A 23,056-nucleotide genomic window follows, 5' to 3' on the forward strand; every position below is an offset into this window, starting at 1 on the left:
CATCGGGATCAATTAAAACTCGGAATGTAGATAGTGCCTTGGGCACGGACTTAAGCCCTTTTAGGGCGTCACCCAAATAAGCCTCCGGCTTTGCCGGAGGTAAGTTAACTTTCTTTTAAAAACAATAAGTAGAGTTGAACGTTTTTTTATATAGATCAGCCTCTCCCCGTAAGTGATGAAGCTTAGAAAAGAGGGTGTTAAAGAGCGATTCAGTGCCAATAATTAGTGATTAATGATCCGTGGGAAGTCCTCCTCCTCACGTAAAGTTAATATTTCAACGCCTTTTTGGGTGATTAATAGGGTGTGCTCCCATTGGGCTGAGTTTTTTCCATCTGAAGTGGTCACAGTCCATTTATCATCGTTATCAAGTACGCTGGTATGACGTCCAGCGTTAATCATAGGTTCAATGGTAAAGCACATGCCTGGGCGAAGGACGATGCTATCATTGTTTTTATAATGAACAACTTGTGGCTCTTCGTGGAAACCTTCACCGATGCCATGGCCGCAATAATCTTTAACAATGGTGTATTTCTCTAATCCAGACTTGCTGGCTTTGGTAAATTTTTCGATGCTAGTGCCAATGTCACCTAATTTCATGCCTGGACGAACTTTACGGATGGCAGTATATAAACTTTCTTGAGCGATACGACATAAACGCTTATCTTTCGGGGACACATCACCGATTAAGAACATTTTGGATGTATCGCCATGGAAGTCGTCGAGGATGACAGTAATATCAATATTAATAATATCACCATTTTTAAGTGCGCGATCACTGGGAATTCCATGGCAAATGACATCATTGACGGAGGTACAGATGGATTTTGGAAAACCATGATAGTTTAATGGGGCTGATATGGCGCCTTGTTCTTGGGTAAATTGCGCGCAAATGTCATTGAGTTTATTTGTTGTGACACCTGCTTTAACGAAAGGCGCGATCATCTCCAGTACTTGGGCTGCTAACTTCCCCGCTGCACGCATTTTTTCAATTTGTTCACTCGTTTTAATCACAATACTCATGCCGATATCTCTTAACCTTTCAGTATATAATGAGCCCGCTAAATCTACTCTAAAATTTGTATTTAAGATTCAATTATGGTATAAAGCGCGCCGTTATGTTTGACTCTGTGTACGCCGTTAATCTGGTCTAACAGAGCGAAGATGGCAGCCATTATACATGGCTATGTGTAAATACTAAATCACACACATATCGACACGTGCTCCGGGGTGCCTGTTAAGGGTCGGGGTGACGGGATATGTGGAGGTCTAACCCCTAATATTTTTAAGGTATATAAAATGACTACAGTTTCAATGCGCGACATGCTTCAAGCCGGTGTTCACTTCGGTCACCAAACTCGTTATTGGAATCCAAAAATGAAGCCTTTCATTTTTGGTGCGCGTAACGGTGTTCATATCATTAACTTAGAGCACACTGTGCCTATGTTTAATGAAGCATTAGCGTTTATCAGCAACGTGGCTTCTAAAAAAGGTAAAGTTTTGTTTGTGGGCACTAAGCGTGCTGCAAGCGAAGCAATCAAAGAATCGGCTATTTCTTGTGATCAGTTTTATGTCGATCACCGCTGGTTAGGCGGTATGTTGACTAACTGGAAAACAGTTCGTCAATCAATCAAGCGCCTAAAAGATCTAGAAAGCCAGTCTGTTGATGGTACTTTCGATAAGCTTACTAAGAAAGAGGCGTTAATGCGTACTCGTGAATTAGATAAGCTAGAAAAATCACTCGGTGGTATTAAAAACATGTCTGGCTTACCTGACGTTATCTTCGTTATCGGTGCCGATCATGAGCATATTGCGATAAAAGAAGCTAATAACTTAGGTATCCCAGTTGTTGCTGTTGTTGATACTAACTCTTCTCCAGATGGCATTAGCTACATTATTCCTGGCAATGATGATGCAATGCGTTCTATCCGTTTGTACACTCAAACTGTGGCAGCAGCAGCGAAAGCTGGTCGTGGCCAAGATTTAGCCGTACAAGCAGAACAAGATGGTTTTGTAGAAGCTGAATAATAAGGTTTAATGAGTTAATCATTCCCCTTATTGAGCAAGCGATTGGTTAGCAGGGGCCTTGTGCCCCTGTTCTATATCTATTGAATTTGACGAATTACCTATAGAGGATTTAACAATGGCAATTACTGCTGCCCAAGTTAAAGAATTGCGTGAGCGCACTGGCGCTGGCATGATGGATTGTAAAAATGCATTAACTGAAACGAATGGTGATATTGAGTTAGCCATTGATAATATGCGTAAGAGCGGTGCTGCAAAAGCTGCTAAAAAAGCAGGTAATATTGCTGCTGATGGTACAATTCTTATTAAAGAAGGCGAAGGTTTCGCTGTACTTTTAGAAGTGAACTGTCAAACTGACTTCGTTGCAAAAGACTCAAACTTTCTTGGATTTGCTAACGCTGTACTGGACGTTGCTGCTGCATCTAAAGTGTCTATCGAAGAGTTACAGGCGCAGTTTGAAGAAACGCGTGTTGCGCTAGTCACTAAAATCGGTGAGAACATCAACGTACGTCGTGTTGTTTACATTGATGGTGCAAATCTTGCCTCTTACCGTCATGGCGCTCGTATTGGTGTAGTTGTAGCGGGTGAAGCTGAAGAAGAAACGCTTAAGCACATCGCTATGCATGTTGCAGCATCTAAGCCTGAGTACGTGTCTCCAGAAGATGTTCCAGTTGACGTTGTTGAAAAAGAAAAAGCACTTCAAATCGACATCGCTATGAACGAAGGTAAGCCAGCAGCGATTGCTGAGAAAATTGTTATTGGCCGTATGAAGAAGTTCACAGGTGAGGTTTCTCTTACTGGTCAAGCTTTCATCATGGAACCTAAGAAAACGGTTGGCGACATTCTTAAAGAGAAAGGCGCAACTGTTTCTAACTTCATTCGCTTAGAAGTGGGTGAAGGTATCGAGAAAAAACAAGAAGATTTTGCTGCTGAAGTTGCTGCACAAATCGCTGCTACTCAGGCTTAATCTCCTCCGTTTGCAGTCCCCTTTAAAACCGCAGCTATCGCTGCGGTTTTGTTGTAACTATCGCCATCATCAGGATGAAAAAATATGAGTACCAATCCAAAACCTGCATTTCGACGTATTCTTCTAAAACTAAGCGGTGAAGCTCTCATGGGAGAAGAAGGCTTCGGTATTGATCCTAAGGTTTTAGATCGCATGGCTCAAGAAGTTAAAGAGCTGGTTGAGTTAGGTATTCAAGTTGGTGTTGTTATCGGTGGTGGTAATTTATTCCGCGGTGAAGGGTTAGCTAAAGCAGGCATGAATCGTGTTGTCGGCGATCATATGGGTATGCTGGCTACTGTAATGAATGGTTTGGCGATGCGTGATGCTTTACATCGCGCTTATGTTAACGCACGTTTAATGTCCGCTATCCCATTAAAAGGCGTGTGTGATGATTATAACTGGGCTGAAGCCATCAGTTTATTGAAATCAGGCCGAGTGGTGATTTTTGCTGCGGGTACAGGTAACCCTTTCTGTACCACCGATTCGGCGGCATGTTTACGTGGGATTGAAATCGAAGCGGAAGTGGTCTTAAAAGGAACCAAGGTAGACGGCGTGTATTCTGATGACCCAGTAAAAAATCCTGATGCGGTTAAGTATGATGTTATGGGGTATGATGAAGTACTCGACAAAGAATTGAAAATAATGGATTTAGCGGCATTTACGCTTGCTAGAGACCATAATATGCCTCTGCTAGTTTTTAACATGAATGAACCTGGAGCGCTTCGCCGTGTGATTATGGGTGAGAAATTGGGTACCATGATTAAAGCTAGCTAATTGAGTTAAGTGACTTTAAAGGACATACAACGTGATAAACGAAATTAAAAATGATGCTAAAACACGCATGGATAAATGCGTAGACGCGACGAAAACACAAATGACCAAGGTACGAACAGGTCGTGCTCATCCCAGTTTACTCGATACTATTAAAGTACCTTATTATGGTTCATCGACTCCGCTTAAGCAGGTTGCCAATATTTCAATTGACGATGCTCGTACGTTAGCCGTGTCGGTTTTTGACAGCAGCATGATTTCGGCTGTTGAGAAAGCGATTATGTCGTCTGATTTGGGCCTCAACCCAATGTCTGCTGGAGCCATTATCCGTATTCCATTGCCAGCATTAACAGAAGAACGTCGTAAAGATCTGATTAAAGTTGTTCGTGCTGAAGCAGAGAATGGCCGTATTTCGGTTCGTAATGTCCGCCGTGATGCAAATTCTGATGTCAAAGCATTAGAAAAAGAAAAAGAATGCACTGAAGATGATGTTCGTCGAACAGAAGATGAAATCCAAAAGTTTACCGATATACATATTAAGCTCATTGATGAAGTGTTAGCGGCTAAAGAAAAGGAATTAATGGAGTTTTAACTCTCGCACCCAGTACTAGGGCCGTTGTTTTTTGTGTGGAAAATATAACCAAAGATCAACAGACCCTAGAGTTCAGGCGCCGTGTAAGGTTATACTACGCGGCGTTTGCTATTTTTAAGGGTTTTACAGATGTCAATGGATCCTCATACCGACAGTGACATGTCGTCGAGTTCGCCTGTGCTCGCGTCAGAATTGATAAAGCAGTCGGTGCCACAACATGTGGCAATTATTATGGATGGTAATGGACGTTGGGCACAAGGACAGGGTAAGCCTAGGGTCTTGGGTCATCAAGCGGGTGTGAAGGCCGTCAGAAGGGCTGTGAGTACTGCTAGAGAAATGGGTATCACATCATTAACCTTATTTGCTTTTTCAAGTGAAAATTGGCGACGTCCAGATAAAGAAGTCAGTTTATTGATGCAATTGTTTTTTACTGTATTGCAGCGTGAAATTAAATTGCTTCAGAAGAATGGCGTACGGCTGAATATCATAGGAGATATCAGTCGTTTTTCTGATAGGCTTCAGAAAAAAATCATATCTGCTCAAGAACAAACATCCAACAATAACGATTTGGTACTCAATGTCGCGGCTAATTACGGTGGGCGTTGGGATATTTTACAAGCAGCACAAAAACTCGCGCAGCAAGTCCAAAGCGGTGAGCTAGCACATGAGGCTTTTACTGAAGAGGCATTATCAGCGCAATTAAGTATGCAAGATCAGCCTGAAGTGGATTTAATTATCCGAACGGGCGGGGATTATCGGATAAGTAATTTTATTTTGTGGCAAGCGGCTTATGCTGAGCTGGTTTTTATGGACACATTATGGCCCGATTTTAATGAATCCCACTTTAAAGAAGCCGTCACAACGTTTGCAATGCGTCAGCGCCGATTTGGTTTGACGGGCAGTCAGATTGATTCGATACAGACGTAATCACATATTTTTGAGGAAACTTTTTTGCTAAAAAAACGAATAATAACGGCAGTCTGCCTCATACCTTTGGTTTTTGGTGCCATTTTTTGGTTGCCAACCGAATATTTCTCATGGGCATTACTCGGTGTCTTTTTAATTGCGGCAAAAGAGTGGGGGAGAATCATCGATAAAAACTGCAATATGACCCAATGGAGTTTTATGGTTACTCTTGGGCTTTTGTTAGTGGCGTTAAATTTGATTGTGCCGACTAATGAAGTGTGGCTGCAAGGTCATTTACATCCTTTATTTTTAGGGATTATTGTGGTTGGCGGCCTGTGGTGGTGTTTTTCAATCTTGCTTGTGTGTTTGTTCCCAAAAAGCGCAGGCTTTTGGAACAATAGCCCCATGCTAAAATCTATTTTTGGTCAATTAACGCTTATCCCTTGTTTTATTGCTTTAATTTCATTAAAAGGCTTGAGTTCTCAAGCGTCTCCTTATTACGGCGGCATCTTGGTTTTTTTGGTCTTATTGATTGTGTGGGCGGCCGATACCGGGGCTTATTTTGCTGGAAAAGCTTTTGGGCGCACTAAATTGATGCCTAATGTGAGTCCTGCAAAAACCCTTGAAGGACTCGTGGGCGGCTTATTGATGACCTTATTGGTGGTCTTAGGTGTAAGTTATGTGGCTCCAGAACAAGAGATTGGCTTGCTTATTGGGGTGACCTTGGTGACGGCGCTAGCGTCGGCTTTAGGCGATCTTTCTGAAAGTATGTTTAAGCGAGTGGCCGATATTAAAGATTCAGGTACGATTTTACCTGGGCATGGTGGTGTGCTTGATAGAATTGATAGTTTAACTGCCGCATTGCCTATTTTCACTTTGATCTATATTGCTTTTTGGATGTAATTTATGCAGCAAATGATTATTTTAGGTGCGACAGGCTCTATTGGTAAAAACACACTTAATGTTATTAGTCAACATCCTGATGAATATGGTATTTTTGCTTTAGTTGCTCACACTAATGTTAATGAAATGCGGGCGTTATGTCTGGCGCATAAACCGCAATATGCGCACATGGTGGATGAACATGCCGCAGCGTTGTTAAAGCAGCAATTACCCCATGATCTCAATATCCAAGTGACCACTGGTGAAGATACACTTAAAGGGCTAGTGGCGTCTGCTGAAGTGGATACGGTGATGGCTGCGATTGTGGGCGCTGCAGGGCTAATACCGACGATAGCCGCGGTTAAAGCGGGTAAACGTGTATTGCTGGCGAATAAAGAATCGTTGGTAATGTCAGGACAGCTGTTTATTGAGGCGATGCAGCAATCAGGGGCTATAGTTTTGCCCGTTGATAGTGAACATAATGCTATTTATCAATGTTTACCGGAAGCACTTCAACATAATATTGGTTACTGCGATTTAGATGCTGCAGGCATTTCTCATATTTTATTGACGGGCTCTGGCGGCCCATTTTTAAACGCGCCTTTGGACAGTTTAGCCTCCATGACGCCTGCGCAAGCGTGTCTGCATCCCAATTGGTCAATGGGACCCAAAATTTCTGTTGATTCAGCAACAATGATGAATAAAGGTCTTGAGTATATTGAGGCTAAATGGTTATTTAACACGTCGAGCGACAAATTAAAGGTGGTTATTCATCCACAAAGTGTTATTCACTCTATGGTGCAATATCGAGATGGTTCAGTTGTTGCACAAATGGGACATCCTGATATGCGCACACCAATTGCTCATTGTTTATCCTATCCGAAAAGAATCGTCTCTGGAGTTGAACCTTTAGATTTTTTTAAAGTCGGACAATTAAGCTTTGTTGAACCTGATTTTAATCGCTTTCCTTGTTTAGGCTTAGCAATAGAAGCATGTGACCAGGGGCAAGAAGCGACGACTATTTTGAATGCGGCGAATGAAATTGCCGTCCAAGCCTTTCTTGAAGGTAAGATCCGTTTTACCGATATTAGTCGGGTGAATGAGCACTGTTTAACAAAAATAACGCCATATTCACTTAATCAACTTGATGATATATTGGCATTAGATAAGCAAAGCCGCTGTTATGCTTTAGAAGCTATTGCTTCATATTAATTAATCTTAGAGGAAGGGAATGTTAGATTTCTTATGGAACTTAGGGGCCTTTGTTGTTGCCTTAGGAATATTAATCACCGCCCATGAATATGGCCATTTTTGGGTGGCAAGACGATGTGGTGTGAAGGTTGAGCGTTTCTCTATTGGATTTGGGAAAGCGATTTGGCGCCGAACCGGTCAGGATGGCACCGAATATGTGCTCGCGATGATCCCGCTGGGTGGCTATGTCAAAATGCTCGATGAGCGTGTTGATGATGTGCCAGATGAATTGTTATCGCAAGCCTTTAACCGTAAAAATGTCTGGCAACGTATTGCCATTGTCAGTGCAGGGCCTATCGCGAACTTTATTTTTGCCATTTTTGCATTGTATATCATGTACCTTATTGGTGTGCCTTCGATTAAACCTGTCATTGATGGAACGAAATCGGGATCGCCTGCGGCGCAAATCGTGGTGAAAGAACCCCTTAAAATTGTGGCTGTTGATCAACAAAAAGTCCTTAATTGGGAGGATGTTAATTTATCGTTAGTGGGTCATATTGGTGACAAGGAAGTGTCATTAAGTCTGGTGCCTTTACAAAATACTGGGCTTGAAAAGCCAACAACTTATCAACTCGATACTCGTCAATGGCGTTTTGACCCTGAAAAAGAATTACCGATCACGGCGTTAGGTCTGGAGATGTTTCAGCCCGATATTTTACCTAATATTGCACTGGTTACTGATAATGGAGCGGCGAAAAAAGCCGGTATTCAGGCAGGTGACACGTTAGTGTCTATTAATGGTGTGCTTTACCAAGATTGGAATAATTTTGTGAGTTTGGTGCAAGCGTCTGCGAATGTTCCTTTGGCCTTAACGGTCGAACGTAAGGGAGAGCCGTTAACGATTAATGTCACGCCCATAGCGCGTGAAAATGCCCAAGGTCAAATAGTGGGGGTGATGGGGATTGCACCGACTTTGGCGCCTTGGCCCGATAATATGCGTTTGCAGCTTGAATATGGTGTGTTAGATTCTTTAGGTGCTGCAGTTAATAAAACATGGCAGCTTGTAACTGTGAGCCTTAAGATGATAGGGAAATTATTTACTGGTGATATTTCAGTTAAGAATTTGAGTGGTCCTATTTCTATTGCTCAAGGTGCAGGTAATAGTGCCAATGTGGGATTTGTGTACTTTTTAGGGTTTCTTGCATTGATTAGCGTGAACTTAGGGATCATTAATTTACTTCCTTTGCCAGTGCTAGATGGGGGACACCTTTTGTATTACTTCGTTGAAGTGATCACAGGTAGGGCTGTACCGGAAAAGGTACAGGAAATTGGATTCAGATTTGGGGCAGCGATGCTGCTAATGTTAATGGGTGTTGCGCTCTTTAATGATTTTTCCCGACTCTGAGCAACGACAAACAAATAATTAGAAGTGCTCTATGAGATTGAATAAACTTTTTGCCTCGATGTTATTAGTCGGTGCGTCTTTTTCAGGGAATAGTTGGGCTGAGTCTTTCCAGCCTTTTGAAGTGACTGATATCCAAGTAGATGGTCTTCAACGTGTGGCGCTAGGTGCTGCCTTGTTAAGCTTACCTGTTAAGGTTGGGGATACGGTCGATCCATTAAAATTACAACAAGCGATTAAGAGCCTGTATGCCTCATCCAACTTTGACAATATTGAGATCAGCCATGATGGTGGTATTCTTATTGTTAAAGTGATTGAGCGCCCGACAATCAGTACGATTACCTTTGACGGTAATAAAGATATTAAAGACGAACAATTACAAGAAAGCTTGGACGGTTCGGGTGTTAAAGTGGGTGAATCACTTGACCGTACAACGTTATCGGGTATCGAAAAAGGCTTACAAGATTTTTATTATGGCGTCGGTAAATATGGCGCAAAAGTGGAAGCGCAAATTATTAATTTGCCTCGTAATCGCGTGGAGTTAAAATTTAACTTTACCGAGGGACTGGCTGCAGATATCAGGCAAATTAATATTGTCGGTAATAAAGAATTTACCGATGGGCAACTGATTGAAATGCTTGAACTGAAAGATTATGTGGCTTGGTGGGACTTGTTTGGTGATCGTCGTTATCAGAAACAAAAATTGCAAGCTGATTTAGAAACCATTAAGAGTTTTTATCAAAATCGGGGCTATATCCGCTTTGAGATCACCTCAACGCAAGTGGCGATGACACCTGATCGTAAAGGCTTGTATATTACAATTAATGTTAACGAAGGCAAGCAATATACCATCAAAGAAGTGACCTTAACGGGTGATTTAATGGGTCGTGAAGCCCTGATGGAAAGCATTTTGCCGATTAAAGCTGGCGATCGTTATAACGGCAGTGATGTGACCTTCACCGAAGAGATGTATGCCAAGTATCTTGGGCGTTTTGGTTATGCTTATCCAGAAGTGAAAGTCTATCCTGAGATTGATGATGCGACCCAGACGGTTAACCTCAATGTGATGATTAAGCCAGGCAAACGGGTGTATGTGCGTAATATTAATTTTAGCGGCAATACCATCACCAAAGATGAAGTCATGCGGCGAGAGTTAAGGCAAATGGAAGGCGCTTGGCTGAATTCGGCGCAAGTCGAGCAATCTAAGACACGACTGAATCGGTTAGGTTACTTTGAAACCGTGGATACTGAGACGATACAGGTTCCTGGTACGGATGATTTAGTGGATGTTGATTTTAAAGTCAAAGAGCAGCCATCAGGTTCGTTTAATGCTGGTGTGGGTTACGGTACTGCATCTGGGATCAGTTTACAGTTAGGGGTGCAGCAAAGTAACTTCTTAGGGACAGGTAATCAGGCTGGTATTAATATTAATACTAATACCTATTCTAAAAATGCCAGTATTTCATTTACCGATCCGTATTTTACTAAGGATGGGGTGAGTTTAGGCAGTAGCTTATCGTGGAGTAAATTTGATGCCAGTAGTGCGAACTTAGAAGCCTACAATAATGAGTCCTATGCATTGTCTTCTTTCTCTGGCTTTCCTATTAACGAAACAAACCGATTGAACGGCGGTATTACCTTACGCCACAATACCATTTCTGAGGTGGCAGAATACGATCAGGCGCTGCAATTTTATGAAATTTACAGTGATGACGATAATACTGATTCTTCTTTAAGTTTTAATAATGTTGAGTTGAATCTAGGTTGGTCACGCAGTAGTTTAAATCGCGGTACTTTCCCGACGAGTGGTTCTTCTCAAAGCTTGAATGGAAAAGCGACGGTACCGGGTTCAGATCTGCAATATTTCAAAACTGATTTTAATACTAACTTTTATCTTCCTTTAACCCGAAAACAAAATTTTGTCTTTTTGACTAAAGCAAAACTTGGTTATGGTAACGGTTATGGCCAGTACAATGGTAACGATCAAATTTTACCTTTCTGGGAGAATTTCTATGCCGGTGGTAGTACCTCTATTCGCGGGTTTAAATCCAACACAGTAGGTCCAAGAGCGATTTATTCGACCGCTGCTACCAGTGACGGCTCCTCAGATTCATCGGGTGATACTCCCACTATTTCAGGTCCAGATTCAAGTGTCACAGTGACGAATGGCAGTTCAGTGGGTGGGAATGCGATTGCGACAGCCAGTATCGAAATGATTGTGCCAACGCCTTTCTTAGATGAAGCTTATACTAATTCAGTCCGAACCAGCTTCTTTATTGATGCGGGTAATGTGTGGAATACTGAGTTTGACTATAGCTCTTATAGTGGTATGTCAGCGACTGAATATGCCAAACTTCAGGATTATAGTGACCCTAGCCGAATTCGCGCTTCATGGGGAGTCAGTGTACAATGGATCTCGCCCATGGGACCTATGGTGTTTAATCTTGCATGGCCAATCAAGGAATACGAGGGAGATTCAACCGAGATCTTCTCTTTTAATATTGGTCAAACTTTTTAATTTAAATCATGTCGGCAATAATTGCTGGACAAAAGGAGTCTGTTTTGAAAAAAGTGTTTAATCGCGCAATGATGGTTTTAGTCTTATTAGCAGCGCCATTAGCGGCGAATGCAGAAAAGATTGCAGTCGTTGATATGCAATCTGTTTTTGAGCAATTACCACAACGTGAGCAAGTTAATCATGCATTAAAAGCGGAATTTGGTGATCGGGTTGCTGCGGTTCAGAAAATGCAAGAAGATTTAAGAGGCTTACTTGAAAAACAGCAGCGTGATACTGCGTTAATGACGGATTCACAAAAAACCGACTTAGCGCGTAAAATGGAATCAATGAAAGCAGAACTGCAACTCAAAGGCAAAGCGTTAGACGAAGATATGCGTCGTCGTAACGGTGAAGAGCAAAATAAGTTGTTAGCTAAAGTGCAAACTGTGATCGATGCTATTGCAAAAAAGCAAGATTATGATCTTGTATTGCAACGTGGTGCTGCTATTTATGTTAAGCCTGATGCTGACATTAGTAAGCAAGTTGTTGAAGCCTTAAGTAAAGGTAAGTAATAAATGAAAAGCTATACTTTACAAGTATTAGCTGATTTTCTTGATGCAGAAATCCAAGGTGACGCGGAGAAAGTAATCTCTGCGGTTGGCACCTTGGAATGTGCGCAATCTGAGCAAATCACTTTTCTTGCTAATATTAAGTATCGAGTACAACTGGAAAAAACTGAAGCAGGGGCTGTTCTTCTTGCACCTAATGATGTAGAGGGTTATCACGGTAATGCGATTATTTTAAAGGATCCTTATGTGGGGTTTGCTAAAGTGTCACAGTTATTGGATAGCACTCCTAAGGCGGCTGACAGCATTCATCCTTCAGCACAAATCGATCCTTCCGCTATGATCGGTGAAGGGGTTGCGATTGGCGCCAATGCGGTTATTGGCGCCAATGTTATTTTAGGCGAAAATGTGCAAGTTGGTGCCGGTAGCGTAGTTGGTCAAGACTGTGTTGTAGGCTCAGGTACGCGTTTGTGGGCCAATGTTACCCTTTATCATGATGTTCATTTTGGAACGGACTGTATTGTTCATTCGGGCGCTGTGATTGGTTCAGATGGCTTTGGTTACGCGAATGAACGTGGTCAATGGATTAAGATCCCTCAAGTGGGTGGAGTACGTATTGGCTCCCGCGTTGAAATTGGTGCGGGTACGACAGTTGATCGTGGCGCAATTGATCATACTGAAATTCATGATGGAGTGATTATCGATAATCAGGTGCAAATTGCGCATAATGATATTATTGGTGAAAACAGTGCCATTGCAGGGAGTACAACACTTGCTGGTAGTGTCAAGATAGGTAAATATTGTATCATAGGCGGTAATTGCGCTATCTCTGGTCATCTGAGTATTGTAGATGGTACGCATATTACAGGTAGTACGAGCGTGACTAATCATATTCGTGAACCAGGAGTGTATTCTTCTGCCACCGTCGCTATGGATAATAAGTTATGGCGTAAAAACACGGTACGATTTAAACAATTAGATAATCTTTTTCAACGCGTTAAGCAGTTAGAGAAAAAGGTTAATGTGGATTCTGAGCCATAACTCAGAAAGAGTTTGAGGAATATATTGAGTGTCAAACCAGTTGAATAGTATGGATATTAAGGAAATATTAAAATTCCTTCCCCATAGATACCCATTTTTATTGATCGATAGAGTGTTAGATTTCACTAAAGGCGAGAGCTTGCAGGCGATCAAAAATGTGACGATCAATGAGCCTTTCTTCCAGGGGCATTTTCCTGTTCAGCCTGTGATGCCAGGCGTCTTGATTTTAGAGGCGATGGCACAAGCAACAGGGTTGTTGGCGTTTAAAACGATGAGCGATGCGCCGTCTAATGATGCCTTATATTACTTTGCCGGTATTGATAAAGCACGGTTTAAGCGTGTGGTAGAACCGGGTGATCAATTGCATTTTGAAGTAAAAATGATTAAAGAGCGCCGCGGAATAGGCGTCTTTACTGGTGAAGCGAGAGTGGATGGTGAACTAGTTTGTTCAGCTGAAATCATGTGTGCCCGTAGGTAGAGAGATTTAGCAGTGATTGATGAATTAGCGTATATCCACCCAGATGCCAAAATTGGCAAAAATGTCACGATTGGCCCTTGGACCTATATTGGTGCGGGTGTCGAAATTGGTGATGATACTTGGTTAAGCTCCCATGTGGTGGTCAAAGGCCCCACTGTTATCGGCAAAAGCAATCGTATTTTCCAATTTGCCTCTGTGGGCGAAGAGTGCCAAGACAAGAAATATGCCGGTGAAGAGACACGTCTGATTATCGGCGATCATAATGTCATACGTGAATCGGTGACCATTCACCGTGGCACCACACAAGATAATTGGGAAACCCGTATCGGCTCTCATAACTTGTTGATGGCTTATGTGCATATAGCCCACGACTGTGTGGTGGGCGATCATGTAATTATGGCTAATTCTTCTGCCATTGCAGGTCATGTGCATGTCGGTGACTGGGCTATTTTAGGGGGGATGTCGGGTGTGCATCAGTTTGTGCATATTGGCGCCCATTCGTTTACGGCGGGTAGCTCTGTTGTTTTACAAGATGTGCCGCCTTTTGTGATGGGTGCAGGCTTTCCGGCTAAGCCGCGTGGACTGAATATTGAAGGCCTTAAACGTCGTGGCTTTACTAAAGAGAGTCAATTAGCGGTTCGCCGTGCTTATAAAGCGGTGTACCGTAATGGACTCACGCTTGATGAAGCAATAACTGAGTTAACTGACTCTGCTCAAAACGATGAACAAGTTAAATTGTTTACTGATTTTGTGAGCACATCCAGTCGCGGTATTATTCGCTAAATCATATCGTAATGGATGATGGGGGTATGACTTCCCTTTCATCCATTGTTCTTACTGCTCACACTCTTTCGAACTCAATCATCATGACAAATGAAAATAAACCCCTTGTTTTTGCTATGGTCGCCGGAGAACTCTCCGGCGATATTTTAGGTGCTGGTTTAATCCAAGCCTTACAACAACGTTATCCTCACGCACGCTTCATCGGCATTGGCGGTCCCAAAATGGATGCTTTGGGCTTTGAGTCATTGTTTTCATTTGAAGAGCTTGCGGTCATGGGGATAGTTGAGGTGTTAGCTCGGTTACCTCGATTACTGGAAGTGCGCCGTGAGTTGATTACCGTGATGACACAGGTTAAGCCAGACTGCTTTATTGGTATTGATGCGCCTGATTTTAATATCGGTGTCGAGATGAAGTTAAAAGAAAAAGGGATTAAAACCGTTCATTATGTGAGTCCTTCAGTATGGGCTTGGCGGCCCAAGCGTATTTTTAAAATAGCCAAAGCGACCCATATGGTGTTGTCATTATTGCCATTTGAAAAAGCGTTTTATGATAAGCATCAAGTCCCTTGTACGTTCGTTGGGCATACGCTTGCCGATGATATCCCCTTTGAGAGTGATAAAGCTCAAGCCAGAGAGGCGTTAGGATTATCTCAAGGTGAGAGGTATCTTGCCGTACTACCGGGATCCCGTGGTGGGGAACTTAAACAGCTCGCTGAGCCCTTTGTCAAAGCGGCGATGCTATTAAAACAACGTTATCCAGCGCTGAAATTTGTGACGCCGTTAGTGAATGAAAAAAGGCGGGCGCAATTTGAAGAGGCGTTAAAAGCTTATGCTCCGGATCTTGATATCACTTTAGTTGAAGGTCATTCTCGCGAGGTAATGGCGGCGTCAGATGCGATTTTACTGGCGTCTGGCACGGCCACTTTGGAAGCTATGTTAGTGAAAAGACCGATGGTGGTGGCTTATAGAGTCAATGCGATGACCTACCACATTGCTAAACGTATGATGTTGATCGAAAAATTTTCCTTGCCGAATTTGTTGTCTGATGAAGGGTTGGTTAAAGAGCTTATACAAGCCGATTGTACGCCCGGGAATATTGCTGAGGCGGTAGCGCAGGTTTTTGAGAATGATATGTCTCCTGTGATGCAGAAATTCCAAGCATTGCATCAAGTCTTGAAACAAGATGCGAGTGCTAAAGCGGCAGAGGCCGTGAGTGTATTAATTCAGCAATAAGGCTTTTTTGTTTAGTCTGTTTAAGGGGAAGTCATTATGGCCATTATAAAAAATATATCGGCAGAGCAAGTAAAGCTGCTTTGTCAGGGGCGCTATGCGGGGGTTGATGAAGTGGGCCGAGGCCCGTTAGTCGGCAATGTGGTCACGGCTGCGGTGATCCTTGACCCTAATCGGCCGATTGTAGGTCTGAATGATTCTAAAAAATTAACCGAGAAAAAGCGTGAAGCGCTGTTTATTGAGATTAATGAAAAAGCCCTGTGTGTGAGTGTCGGCTCAGCTAGCCCTGTAGAAATCGATGAGCTTAATATCTTACATGCCACTATGCTGGCGATGCAAAGGGCGGTTAAGGGACTGGCAATGACGCCTGATTCGGTATTAGTGGATGGTAACCGTACCCCTGACTTTGGATTACCTAGTCATGGGATAATTAAAGGTGATGGTCTGATTGATGCAATCAGTGCCGCGTCTATTATTGCCAAAGTGGTGCGAGATAGGGAAATGGTCACACTGGCTATCGCCCATCCTGATTATGGGTTTGATAAACATAAAGGTTATCCAACCAAAGCCCATTTTGAAGCCTTGGCTCGTTTTGGGGTGTTGGCCCAGCACCGGAAAAGTTTTCGACCCGTACAAGCCGCACTCGCTCAAGAAGCCTAAATATTAATTGACGGCTATTCACTTTACGATTAATACTGACTGAGCTGTTATGCTAACGGGTAAAACTCGCTTCGTGATGCGAAATCAGTGCTGATAGGCCAGTAAGAGTCATGTACTTTTTTGTATTGATATTGATAGTCGCTTAATTCATTTAATAAAATAAAAGATAAATTTACTTATGTCAGATCCTCGTTTTGTGCATTTACGCGTCCACAGTGACTATTCCATGTCTGACAGTATTACTAAGGTTAAGCCTATTTTAACCCATGTTGCCGAACAAAAAATGGCGGCAGTGGCATTAACCGATCAAACTAATTTATGTGGATTAGTCAAATTTTACAGTGGCTGTCATAACGCCGGGATTAAACCCATTATTGGCTGTGACTTTTGGGTTCAGGCGCCCGAGTTTGATGATGAACTCTGTGCTATTACGGTGCTGGCGATGAATAATGAAGGTTATCGTAATCTGACATTATTGATCAGTGATGCGTATTTGCGTGGTCATATTCAAGATCGAGCCGTGATCGATCATCACTGGCTAGAGAAATACCAATCAGGCCTGTTGTTGATCTCTGGTGGTCGTGAAGGCGATATGGGTAAGGCCTTACTTAAAGGCAACGATCTCCACGTTGAGAGTTTAGTGTCTTTTTATCAAACTCATTTCCCACAGCGGTATTATTTAGAGCTTATTCGTACTGGACGTCCCGATGAAGAGCGTTATTTGCACATGGCAGTGGCATTAGCGGAGAAGCATGGTTTGCCTGTGGTGGCAACGAATCAGGTGGTGTTTATGAAGCCTGAGTTGTTTGAAGCCCATGAAATTCGCGTCGCTATTCACGATGGTTTTACCCTTGTTGATCCTCGGCGGCCTAAAAAATACAGTGATCAGCAGTATTTTAAATCTGAAGCTGAAATGTGTGCGTTATTTGCTGATATTCCAGAAGCGGTGAGCAATAGCGTTGAGATAGCGAAACGCTGTAATGTTACCGTGCGCTTAGGTGAATACTTTTTACCTAACTTTCCAACGGGAGAGTTAAGCATTGATGACTTTTTGGTTGACGTGTCACAAAAAGGGCTTGAAGCGCGTCTGCTGTCTTTATTCCCTGATGAAGCGCTGAGAAACGACAGGCGTGGGGAATACGATGAGCGGTTAGAGATTGAATTAACCGTGATTAATCAAATGGGATTCCCTGGTTATTTTTTGATTGTAATGGAGTTTATTCAGTGGGGGAAAGATAATAATATTCCCATTGGCCCAGGTCGGGGCTCGGGTGCAGGCTCATTAGTGGCTTATGCGCTTAACATTACCGATATCGATCCGCTCGAGTTTGATCTTCTTTTTGAGCGATTCTTAAACCCTGAGCGGGTTTCTATGCCAGATTTTGATATCGATTTTTGCATGGATAGGCGTGATGAAGTGATTGATCATGTGGCTGAACTGTATGGGCGTGATGCCGTATCGCAAATTATCACCTTCGGTACCATGGCGGCGAAAGCCGTGATACGTGATGTCGGGCGAGTGCAAGGTCATGCCTATGGCTTTGTCGACAGAATATCAAAGATGGTGCCGGCTGAGCCGGGGATGACCCTGAGTAAAGCGTTTGAGGTCGAACCGAATTTACAAGAAGCATATGATGGCAGCGAAGAGGTCAAAGATCTCATCGATATGTGTCGCATATTAGAAGGGGTGACGCGTAATGCTGGTAAGCATGCGGGGGGCGTGGTCATTTCACCCACCACCATTACCGATTTCGCGCCAATTTATTGTGATTCTGAGGGGAAAAACCCCGTTACTCAATTTGATAAAAATGATGTAGAAACCGCAGGTTTAGTGAAGTTTGACTTTTTGGGTTTACGCACATTGACAATTATCGATTGGGCGCTGCAGATGATCAATCGTGTGAATAAAGAGCAAGGTTTACCCATTGTCGATATTGCGACGATCCCTATAGACGATCCTAAATGCTTTAAATTATTACAGCGCTATGAAACGACGGCAGTGTTCCAGCTTGAATCTCGAGGCATGAAAGACTTGATTAAGCGTCTGCAACCGGATTGTTTTGAAGACATGATTGCATTAGTGGCATTATTTAGACCGGGGCCTTTGCAGTCGGGCATGGTTGATAACTTTATTGAGCGTAAGCATGGACGAGAAGAGGTGTCTTATCCTGATGCAGAATATCAGCATGATTCACTCAAAACCTTACTCGAGCCGACTTACGGGATTATTTTGTATCAAGAGCAAGTGATGCAAATTGCGCAAGTGTTAGCCGGTTATACCTTAGGTGGCGCGGATATGTTACGTCGTGCCATGGGTAAGAAAAAGCCTGAAGAGATGGCGAAGCAACGGGGCACCTTCAAAGAAGGGGCGATTAATAATAATGTCGACGGCGACTTGTCGATGAAAATCTTTGACTTGGTGGAAAAATTCGCCGGTTACGGTTTTAACAAATCGCACTCGGCGGCTTATGCGTTAGTGTCGTATCAAACTTTATGGCTAAAAACCCATTATCCGGCGCAGTTCATGGCTGCGGTGATGTCTGCCGATATGGATAATACCGATAAAATTGTGATTTTAGTGGATGAATGTGAGCGTATGGGCTTGCCTTTATTACCTCCCGATGTGAATAAAGGTTCATTGTACTTTACCGTCGATACTGAGCTTAATATTGTGTATGGCATTGGTGCGATTAAAGGTGTTGGTGAAGGACCGGTTGAATCGATTGTTGCGGCTCGAGAGCAAGGGCCTTTTACGGACTTATTCGATTTTTGTGCCCGGGTGGATCTGAAGAAGCTCAACAAGCGTATACTTGAAAAACTGATTCAGTCTGGTGCAATGGATAAGTTAGGACCTCATAGAGCGGCAATGATGGCAACGTTGCCTGAGGCGATCCGCGCGGCTGATCAACATGCCAAAGCGGAGGCCATCGGTCAGCATGATATGTTTGGCTTGCTTAACAGTGAGCCTGAAGATAATAAACAGCAATTTGTTGATTGTGCGCGTTGGCCCGATAAAATTTGGCTTGAAGGTGAGCGCGATACCTTAGGATTATACCTGACAGGCCATCCGATTAATCAATATTTGAAAGAGCTTAAGCATTATACTTCTTGTCGTTTGAAAGATATTCACCCGACTGAACGGGGGAAAACCATGAAGGCGGCGGGCTTAGTGGTGGCCACACGGGTCATGTTGACTAAACGTGGATCTAAAATGGGTCTGGTGACCTTAGATGATAAGAGTGCCCGTTTAGAGGTGATGATGTTCACCGAAGCGTTTGAGAAGTTTAATCACTTGCTGGAGAAAGATCGTATATTGATCATTGAAGGTGAGGTGAGCTTTGATGATTTTTCCGGTGGTAACCGTATGACCGCCAGAAATATTATCGATATGGGGGCCGCGCGCAGTCACTTTGCCAGTGCGGTTGAAATGGATATTAGCGGTGATGAGGTCAATGTAAATTGGTTTGAACAACTCAAAACAGTGGTATTACCATGGAAAGATGGTGCCGTGCCGATGGTGATTAACTATTCCAGAGTACAGGTTAAGAGTCAGGTATTGTTGGGTGATAATTGGAAAGTGAATCCGACTGATGAGCTGATGCTATCGCTTGAGTCTTTAACGGGATCCGATAACGTCAGAATTGTGTTCTGACCGAGATGAATAATGCCGCTGGTACAGGAATAATGCTTAAATGACGCCGCAAAAAATAAGCCATCACGACATAACACTTCACTGTATGAGTACCGCTTTATGCAGATAGTGGAATTGATTGAGCAAAGTCTTAGTGCTGCCAATATTCAAGCGGGGGCGAAGTTAGTCCTTGCTTACAGTGGTGGTGTTGATTCTGAAGTGTTAGCTCATGGTTTGAGCCTGTTTGCTAAAGCACATTTAACCCGAGCACATTTGGCCAGAACAGATCTAGCCCAAGCCGAAATCGATTCAACAACAGCATTAAAAATGCAGCTTCACGTTAAGGAACCGATATTTCCGGCATTTAAGTATCAATTGATCCATGTGCATCACGGATTAAGCGTGAACGCCGATGAGTGGGCACTGCATTGCCAGAGGCAAGCGGCACGTTATCAGTTACCGTTTACGCTTGAAAAAGTGACGGTGAACAGAGGTCCCAGACTCAGCATTGAAGCGGAGGCGAGGACGGCTCGATATCACGCCATTTCACAGCATATGCAAGCGGGGGATGTGTTACTAACGGCCCACCATCAAGACGATCAATTAGAGACGGTTTTATTAGCCCTTAAGCGTGGTTTGGGACCTAAGGGCTTAGCCTCCATGGGGGCAGATCAAGTCTTTAATCATGATAAGTGGTTACTCAGGCCGTTACTGGCTGTGGAGCGGACGCAAATAGAAACTTATGCGCATCAATATGGGCTGGTTCATATTGAAGATGAAAGTAATGTTGATGTGAGCTTTGACCGAAATTTTCTTCGCGCAGAGATCATTCCAAAACTTAAGGCACGCTGGCCCAGTATCGCTAAAACGGCGAGCCGCAGCGCAAAACTGTGCAGTGATCAGCAAACGGTACTCGATGATGAGGTGGCGAGTAAACTGCCGGTATTACTCACATCTTCTTCTTGGGGAGTGGGACTTGATTTAATTGAACTTGCGTTGCATAACTCTGCTTGGCAAGTCTTATTACTGCGCGGCTTTATTGATAAACTGGGCTTTTCGCCGCTGTCGCAAGTGCAAAATAAAGAGCTGCTGGTGCAAGTATTACAGGCCAAGATGGATGCGAAACAGGAAATGCGGGTTGGTAATATGTTGGCGCGACGCTTTCAACAGACTTTGTATTTGGCAGAGGCCAAGCAAGAGCAACGTTTAACGCAAGCGTATTCACAATGGGCTAAGTCACCGATTGCTTTGAACATGAGTATGCCCGTTATGGATGAAGCTGATACACAGTGCCAAGTCTTGTATGCACTCAACATTGATACGAATACAGATATGAGTGTAGGGATTGATACGCAGGTCGAGAGCAAGGTATTAGTACTCTATTGGTGTAAAGGTTTAGTGATTGATGCTCAGACGCAAAAAATAACACCAACAACATCAGTATTACCAGTCGTTATGCCTTTAATGCGGCCACCAAAGGTAAATGAAACCGTGGCCCTCCGCTTTGCCGCGTCAGGCAGCATGCGTTGTCATCCCCACTTTAGGGATAAGGGCCGAGAGCTGAAGAAACTCTGGCAAGAGCTCAATATTGCCCCTTGGGCCAGAAGTCGTATTCCGCTGATTTTTTATAACGAGAAATTGGTTTGCGCCGTGGGGTATTGGATAGAAAAGGGGTTTGTGCTTCAAGGTGAGCACAGTTCACCTGTTGATGGTGCTGCTCGTAATATGACTCACATGAGTCAGGCAATGGGGTTGGAGTTTCGGGTTGAGTAATGTGTTTTTATCTTAATTTTTGACTCTGTTGGTATTGAGTAATGTGTTTGTTATTGCATCTTCAATGGTATAGCTAAATCAGAATAATATGCGATAATACTCGAATGACATATAGTATCGACTTAAGGCGTAAGGTGCTTTTCTACAAAGAAAAGCACCAACTGACATTTGAGCAGACAAGTCAGCATGTTGAGATTAATATAGCCACTCTTTTTCGTTGGAAAAATAAGATGGAACCTTGCTCAAAACGTAATAAACCCGCAACGAAAGTAGACATGATGGCACTGAAACGTGATATTGATGATCACCCCGATGATTATCAATGGGAACGTGCAATCCGCCTTAATGTCGGTCAACCAACAATACACTATGCGCTAAAACGGCTCAAAATCAGCTATAAAAAAACACTAAAACATCCTAAAACATCCTAAAACATCCTAAAACATCCTAAAACATCCTAAAACATCCTAAAACATCCTAAAGCGTGTGATATTGCCAGAAAAGAATTTATTGAGTGTATCTGTCAATATGAGAACCAAGGCAAAGAAATCATCTATTTAGATGAAAGTGGCTTTGCTCAAAGTATGCCTCGTGAATATGGATATTCAGAAAAAGGAACCCGATGTTACGGCACTCACAACTGGCAAGCCAGAGAAAGAGTGAATGTGATTGGCGCCATTGTCGGTATGACGTTTTTCAGCCTAAGCCTATTTTCTTCCTATATAAACTCAGATGTCTTTTATGCGTGGTTGACTCAAGATTTATTGCCAAAGGTTAAAACGGGTGCCGTCATCGTGATGGATAATGCCACATTCCATAAACGCAGCGATATGCTTGAAGCAATAACAGTGCGTGGCTGTATAGCAGAGTTTCGCCCTCCATATAGTCCCGATCTCAATCCAATTGAGAAGAAGTGGGCACAAGTCAAATCCGTTAGGAGAAAATTACGCTGCTCAATTGATGAGTTATTTACTGAGCACGTGGACTATCGCAATTTATGTTGATCCGGCTATAACATAGCTCTATCCCATAATTATAACGCTTTGGCTTTCATATTGTTACGGACATTATTTACGATAGTTACACCTCGCTCGAGTAGCTCACTGGCTAATGCTTTGCTGATGTAACCTTTATTAGCATAGAGTTTATCCATTGAACTAACGACCATGTCTTTAACTGGCTTAGTATCATGTACATTCGCAGGCGTGATTTTTGCGGCAACGATACCGCCTTGATGATTCACGATGAGGTGAAGTTTAAACCCATAAAACCACCCCATGGTGCCTTTTCCTCGACTCGCTAAGCCTGATAAGCTCTTATGTCTTGGTATGTGCAAATTATGACAGACTTTAATGCTCGTTGAATCAATAAACTCTATACCTGTAGCCTCACTTTTTAAGAATGAAAAATAGTTGCAGAACGGAATAACTGCACTGGGCATCACTTCCAGAAATCGGGTGTAGCTCAGTAAGTTGGGGAATTCTTATTGATAGAAACGTGCTAAATATCCTGTGTAAAAGTTTACCTGATTACCGACAAGTCTCAGCCATAAGCTACTAAAACTGAACTATAGTTAAAGTAAGGCTTTGAGTGGATAAATGGTTATGGCTAAAAGTAAAGTTCAAC

Annotated in this window: 20 protein-coding genes and 1 pseudogene; 19 read left to right on the forward strand and 2 right to left on the reverse strand. The window is 43.0% G+C overall.

The window, feature by feature from the left end; all coding sequences use genetic code 11:
• Nucleotides 1–222: 222 nt before the first annotated feature.
• Entirely contained in the window at nt 223–1,020 is a 798-nt protein-coding gene (gene map, locus L2764_RS19625; RefSeq protein ID WP_248942048.1) for a type I methionyl aminopeptidase, read from the reverse strand.
• A gap of 276 nt (nt 1,021–1,296) precedes the next feature.
• On the opposite strand from map, the gene rpsB reads away from it, so the two are divergent.
• The 19 genes from rpsB (at nt 1,297) to L2764_RS19720 (ending at nt 22,434) form a co-directional block, all read left to right on the forward strand.
• Nucleotides 1,297–2,025: a 30S ribosomal protein S2 gene (gene rpsB / locus L2764_RS19630; protein ID WP_248942049.1), complete on the forward strand. Its 729-nt coding sequence runs from the start codon at nt 1,297–1,299 to the stop codon at nt 2,023–2,025.
• 115 nt (nt 2,026–2,140) lie between these two features.
• Entirely contained in the window at nt 2,141–2,989 is an 849-nt protein-coding gene (gene tsf, locus L2764_RS19635) for a translation elongation factor Ts (RefSeq protein ID WP_248942050.1), read from the forward strand.
• Between the two features lie 84 nt (nt 2,990–3,073).
• A complete protein-coding gene (gene pyrH / locus L2764_RS19640; protein WP_248942051.1) occupies nt 3,074–3,802 on the forward strand; it encodes a UMP kinase in 729 nt (242 codons plus the stop codon).
• Between the two features lie 31 nt (nt 3,803–3,833).
• Nucleotides 3,834–4,391 (forward strand): ribosome recycling factor, encoded by a 558-nt coding sequence (frr, locus tag L2764_RS19645; protein ID WP_248942052.1) that lies wholly within the window; start codon nt 3,834–3,836, stop codon nt 4,389–4,391.
• Between the two features lie 129 nt (nt 4,392–4,520).
• On the forward strand, nt 4,521–5,318 hold the full coding sequence (gene uppS, locus L2764_RS19650; protein ID WP_248942053.1) for a polyprenyl diphosphate synthase: 798 nt from the start codon (nt 4,521–4,523) through the stop codon (nt 5,316–5,318).
• Nucleotides 5,319–5,342: 24 nt separating this feature from the next.
• Entirely contained in the window at nt 5,343–6,200 is an 858-nt protein-coding gene (locus L2764_RS19655) for a phosphatidate cytidylyltransferase (RefSeq protein WP_248942054.1), read from the forward strand.
• Nucleotides 6,201–6,203: 3 nt separating this feature from the next.
• On the forward strand, nt 6,204–7,391 hold the full coding sequence (ispC, locus tag L2764_RS19660; RefSeq protein WP_248942055.1) for a 1-deoxy-D-xylulose-5-phosphate reductoisomerase: 1,188 nt from the start codon (nt 6,204–6,206) through the stop codon (nt 7,389–7,391).
• A gap of 19 nt (nt 7,392–7,410) precedes the next feature.
• A complete protein-coding gene (gene rseP, locus L2764_RS19665; protein ID WP_248942056.1) occupies nt 7,411–8,775 on the forward strand; it encodes a sigma E protease regulator RseP in 1,365 nt (454 codons plus the stop codon).
• A 31-nt stretch (nt 8,776–8,806) separates the two neighbouring features.
• Nucleotides 8,807–11,290, forward strand: a complete 2,484-nt coding sequence (gene bamA, locus L2764_RS19670) for an outer membrane protein assembly factor BamA (RefSeq protein ID WP_248942057.1) — start codon at nt 8,807–8,809, stop codon at nt 11,288–11,290.
• A 53-nt stretch (nt 11,291–11,343) separates the two neighbouring features.
• A complete protein-coding gene (locus L2764_RS19675; RefSeq protein WP_248942065.1) occupies nt 11,344–11,841 on the forward strand; it encodes an OmpH/Skp family outer membrane protein in 498 nt (165 codons plus the stop codon).
• Between the two features lie 3 nt (nt 11,842–11,844).
• Entirely contained in the window at nt 11,845–12,876 is a 1,032-nt protein-coding gene (gene lpxD, locus L2764_RS19680) for a UDP-3-O-(3-hydroxymyristoyl)glucosamine N-acyltransferase (protein ID WP_248942058.1), read from the forward strand.
• 28 nt (nt 12,877–12,904) lie between these two features.
• Nucleotides 12,905–13,354 (forward strand): 3-hydroxyacyl-ACP dehydratase FabZ, encoded by a 450-nt coding sequence (gene fabZ / locus L2764_RS19685; protein ID WP_248942059.1) that lies wholly within the window; start codon nt 12,905–12,907, stop codon nt 13,352–13,354.
• 12 nt (nt 13,355–13,366) lie between these two features.
• Nucleotides 13,367–14,137, forward strand: coding sequence for an acyl-ACP--UDP-N-acetylglucosamine O-acyltransferase (gene lpxA, locus L2764_RS19690; RefSeq protein ID WP_248942060.1), 771 nt, complete (start codon nt 13,367–13,369; stop codon nt 14,135–14,137).
• An 83-nt stretch (nt 14,138–14,220) separates the two neighbouring features.
• Entirely contained in the window at nt 14,221–15,369 is a 1,149-nt protein-coding gene (lpxB, locus tag L2764_RS19695; protein WP_248942066.1) for a lipid-A-disaccharide synthase, read from the forward strand.
• A 36-nt stretch (nt 15,370–15,405) separates the two neighbouring features.
• A complete protein-coding gene (gene rnhB, locus L2764_RS19700) occupies nt 15,406–16,026 on the forward strand; it encodes a ribonuclease HII (RefSeq protein ID WP_248942061.1) in 621 nt (206 codons plus the stop codon).
• A 178-nt stretch (nt 16,027–16,204) separates the two neighbouring features.
• Nucleotides 16,205–19,678, forward strand: coding sequence for a DNA polymerase III subunit alpha (gene dnaE / locus L2764_RS19705; RefSeq protein ID WP_248942062.1), 3,474 nt, complete (start codon nt 16,205–16,207; stop codon nt 19,676–19,678).
• A gap of 99 nt (nt 19,679–19,777) precedes the next feature.
• Complete coding sequence (tilS, locus tag L2764_RS19710) at nt 19,778–21,430, forward strand: tRNA lysidine(34) synthetase TilS (protein ID WP_248942063.1); 1,653 nt, start codon at nt 19,778–19,780, stop codon at nt 21,428–21,430.
• A 104-nt stretch (nt 21,431–21,534) separates the two neighbouring features.
• Nucleotides 21,535–21,861 carry an IS630 transposase-related protein gene (locus L2764_RS19715; RefSeq protein ID WP_248942064.1) on the forward strand — a complete coding sequence of 109 codons (327 nt, stop codon included), beginning with the start codon at nt 21,535–21,537 and terminating at the stop codon, nt 21,859–21,861.
• Between the two features lie 33 nt (nt 21,862–21,894).
• Nucleotides 21,895–22,434 carry an IS630 family transposase gene (locus L2764_RS19720; protein ID WP_312018368.1) on the forward strand — a complete coding sequence of 180 codons (540 nt, stop codon included), beginning with the start codon at nt 21,895–21,897 and terminating at the stop codon, nt 22,432–22,434.
• A 32-nt stretch (nt 22,435–22,466) separates the two neighbouring features.
• Here L2764_RS19720 and L2764_RS19725 read toward each other — a convergent pair.
• A pseudogene (locus tag L2764_RS19725) lies at nt 22,467–22,952 on the reverse strand (IS982 family transposase); the annotation flags it as partial.
• Nucleotides 22,953–23,056: the final 104 nt, after the last annotated feature.

Origin of the sequence: Shewanella surugensis, from assembly GCF_023284005.1 — a bacterium.
GTDB classification, from domain to species: domain Bacteria; phylum Pseudomonadota; class Gammaproteobacteria; order Enterobacterales; family Shewanellaceae; genus Shewanella; species Shewanella surugensis.

Coding starts and splice junctions, on each gene's coding strand:
- lpxD (WP_248942058.1), top strand. CDS start 11,845: ATGAAAAGCTATACTTTACAAGTATTAGCTGATTTTCTTGATGCAGAA.
- tilS (WP_248942063.1), top strand. CDS start 19,778: ATGCAGATAGTGGAATTGATTGAGCAAAGTCTTAGTGCTGCCAATATT.
- ispC (WP_248942055.1), top strand. CDS start 6,204: ATGCAGCAAATGATTATTTTAGGTGCGACAGGCTCTATTGGTAAAAAC.
- pyrH (WP_248942051.1), top strand. CDS start 3,074: ATGAGTACCAATCCAAAACCTGCATTTCGACGTATTCTTCTAAAACTA.
- L2764_RS19715 (WP_248942064.1), top strand. CDS start 21,535: ATGACATATAGTATCGACTTAAGGCGTAAGGTGCTTTTCTACAAAGAA.
- tsf (WP_248942050.1), top strand. CDS start 2,141: ATGGCAATTACTGCTGCCCAAGTTAAAGAATTGCGTGAGCGCACTGGC.
- map (WP_248942048.1), bottom strand. CDS start 1,020: ATGAGTATTGTGATTAAAACGAGTGAACAAATTGAAAAAATGCGTGCA.
- bamA (WP_248942057.1), top strand. CDS start 8,807: ATGAGATTGAATAAACTTTTTGCCTCGATGTTATTAGTCGGTGCGTCT.
- rnhB (WP_248942061.1), top strand. CDS start 15,406: ATGGCCATTATAAAAAATATATCGGCAGAGCAAGTAAAGCTGCTTTGT.
- dnaE (WP_248942062.1), top strand. CDS start 16,205: ATGTCAGATCCTCGTTTTGTGCATTTACGCGTCCACAGTGACTATTCC.
- rseP (WP_248942056.1), top strand. CDS start 7,411: ATGTTAGATTTCTTATGGAACTTAGGGGCCTTTGTTGTTGCCTTAGGA.
- uppS (WP_248942053.1), top strand. CDS start 4,521: ATGTCAATGGATCCTCATACCGACAGTGACATGTCGTCGAGTTCGCCT.
- rpsB (WP_248942049.1), top strand. CDS start 1,297: ATGACTACAGTTTCAATGCGCGACATGCTTCAAGCCGGTGTTCACTTC.
- lpxB (WP_248942066.1), top strand. CDS start 14,221: ATGACAAATGAAAATAAACCCCTTGTTTTTGCTATGGTCGCCGGAGAA.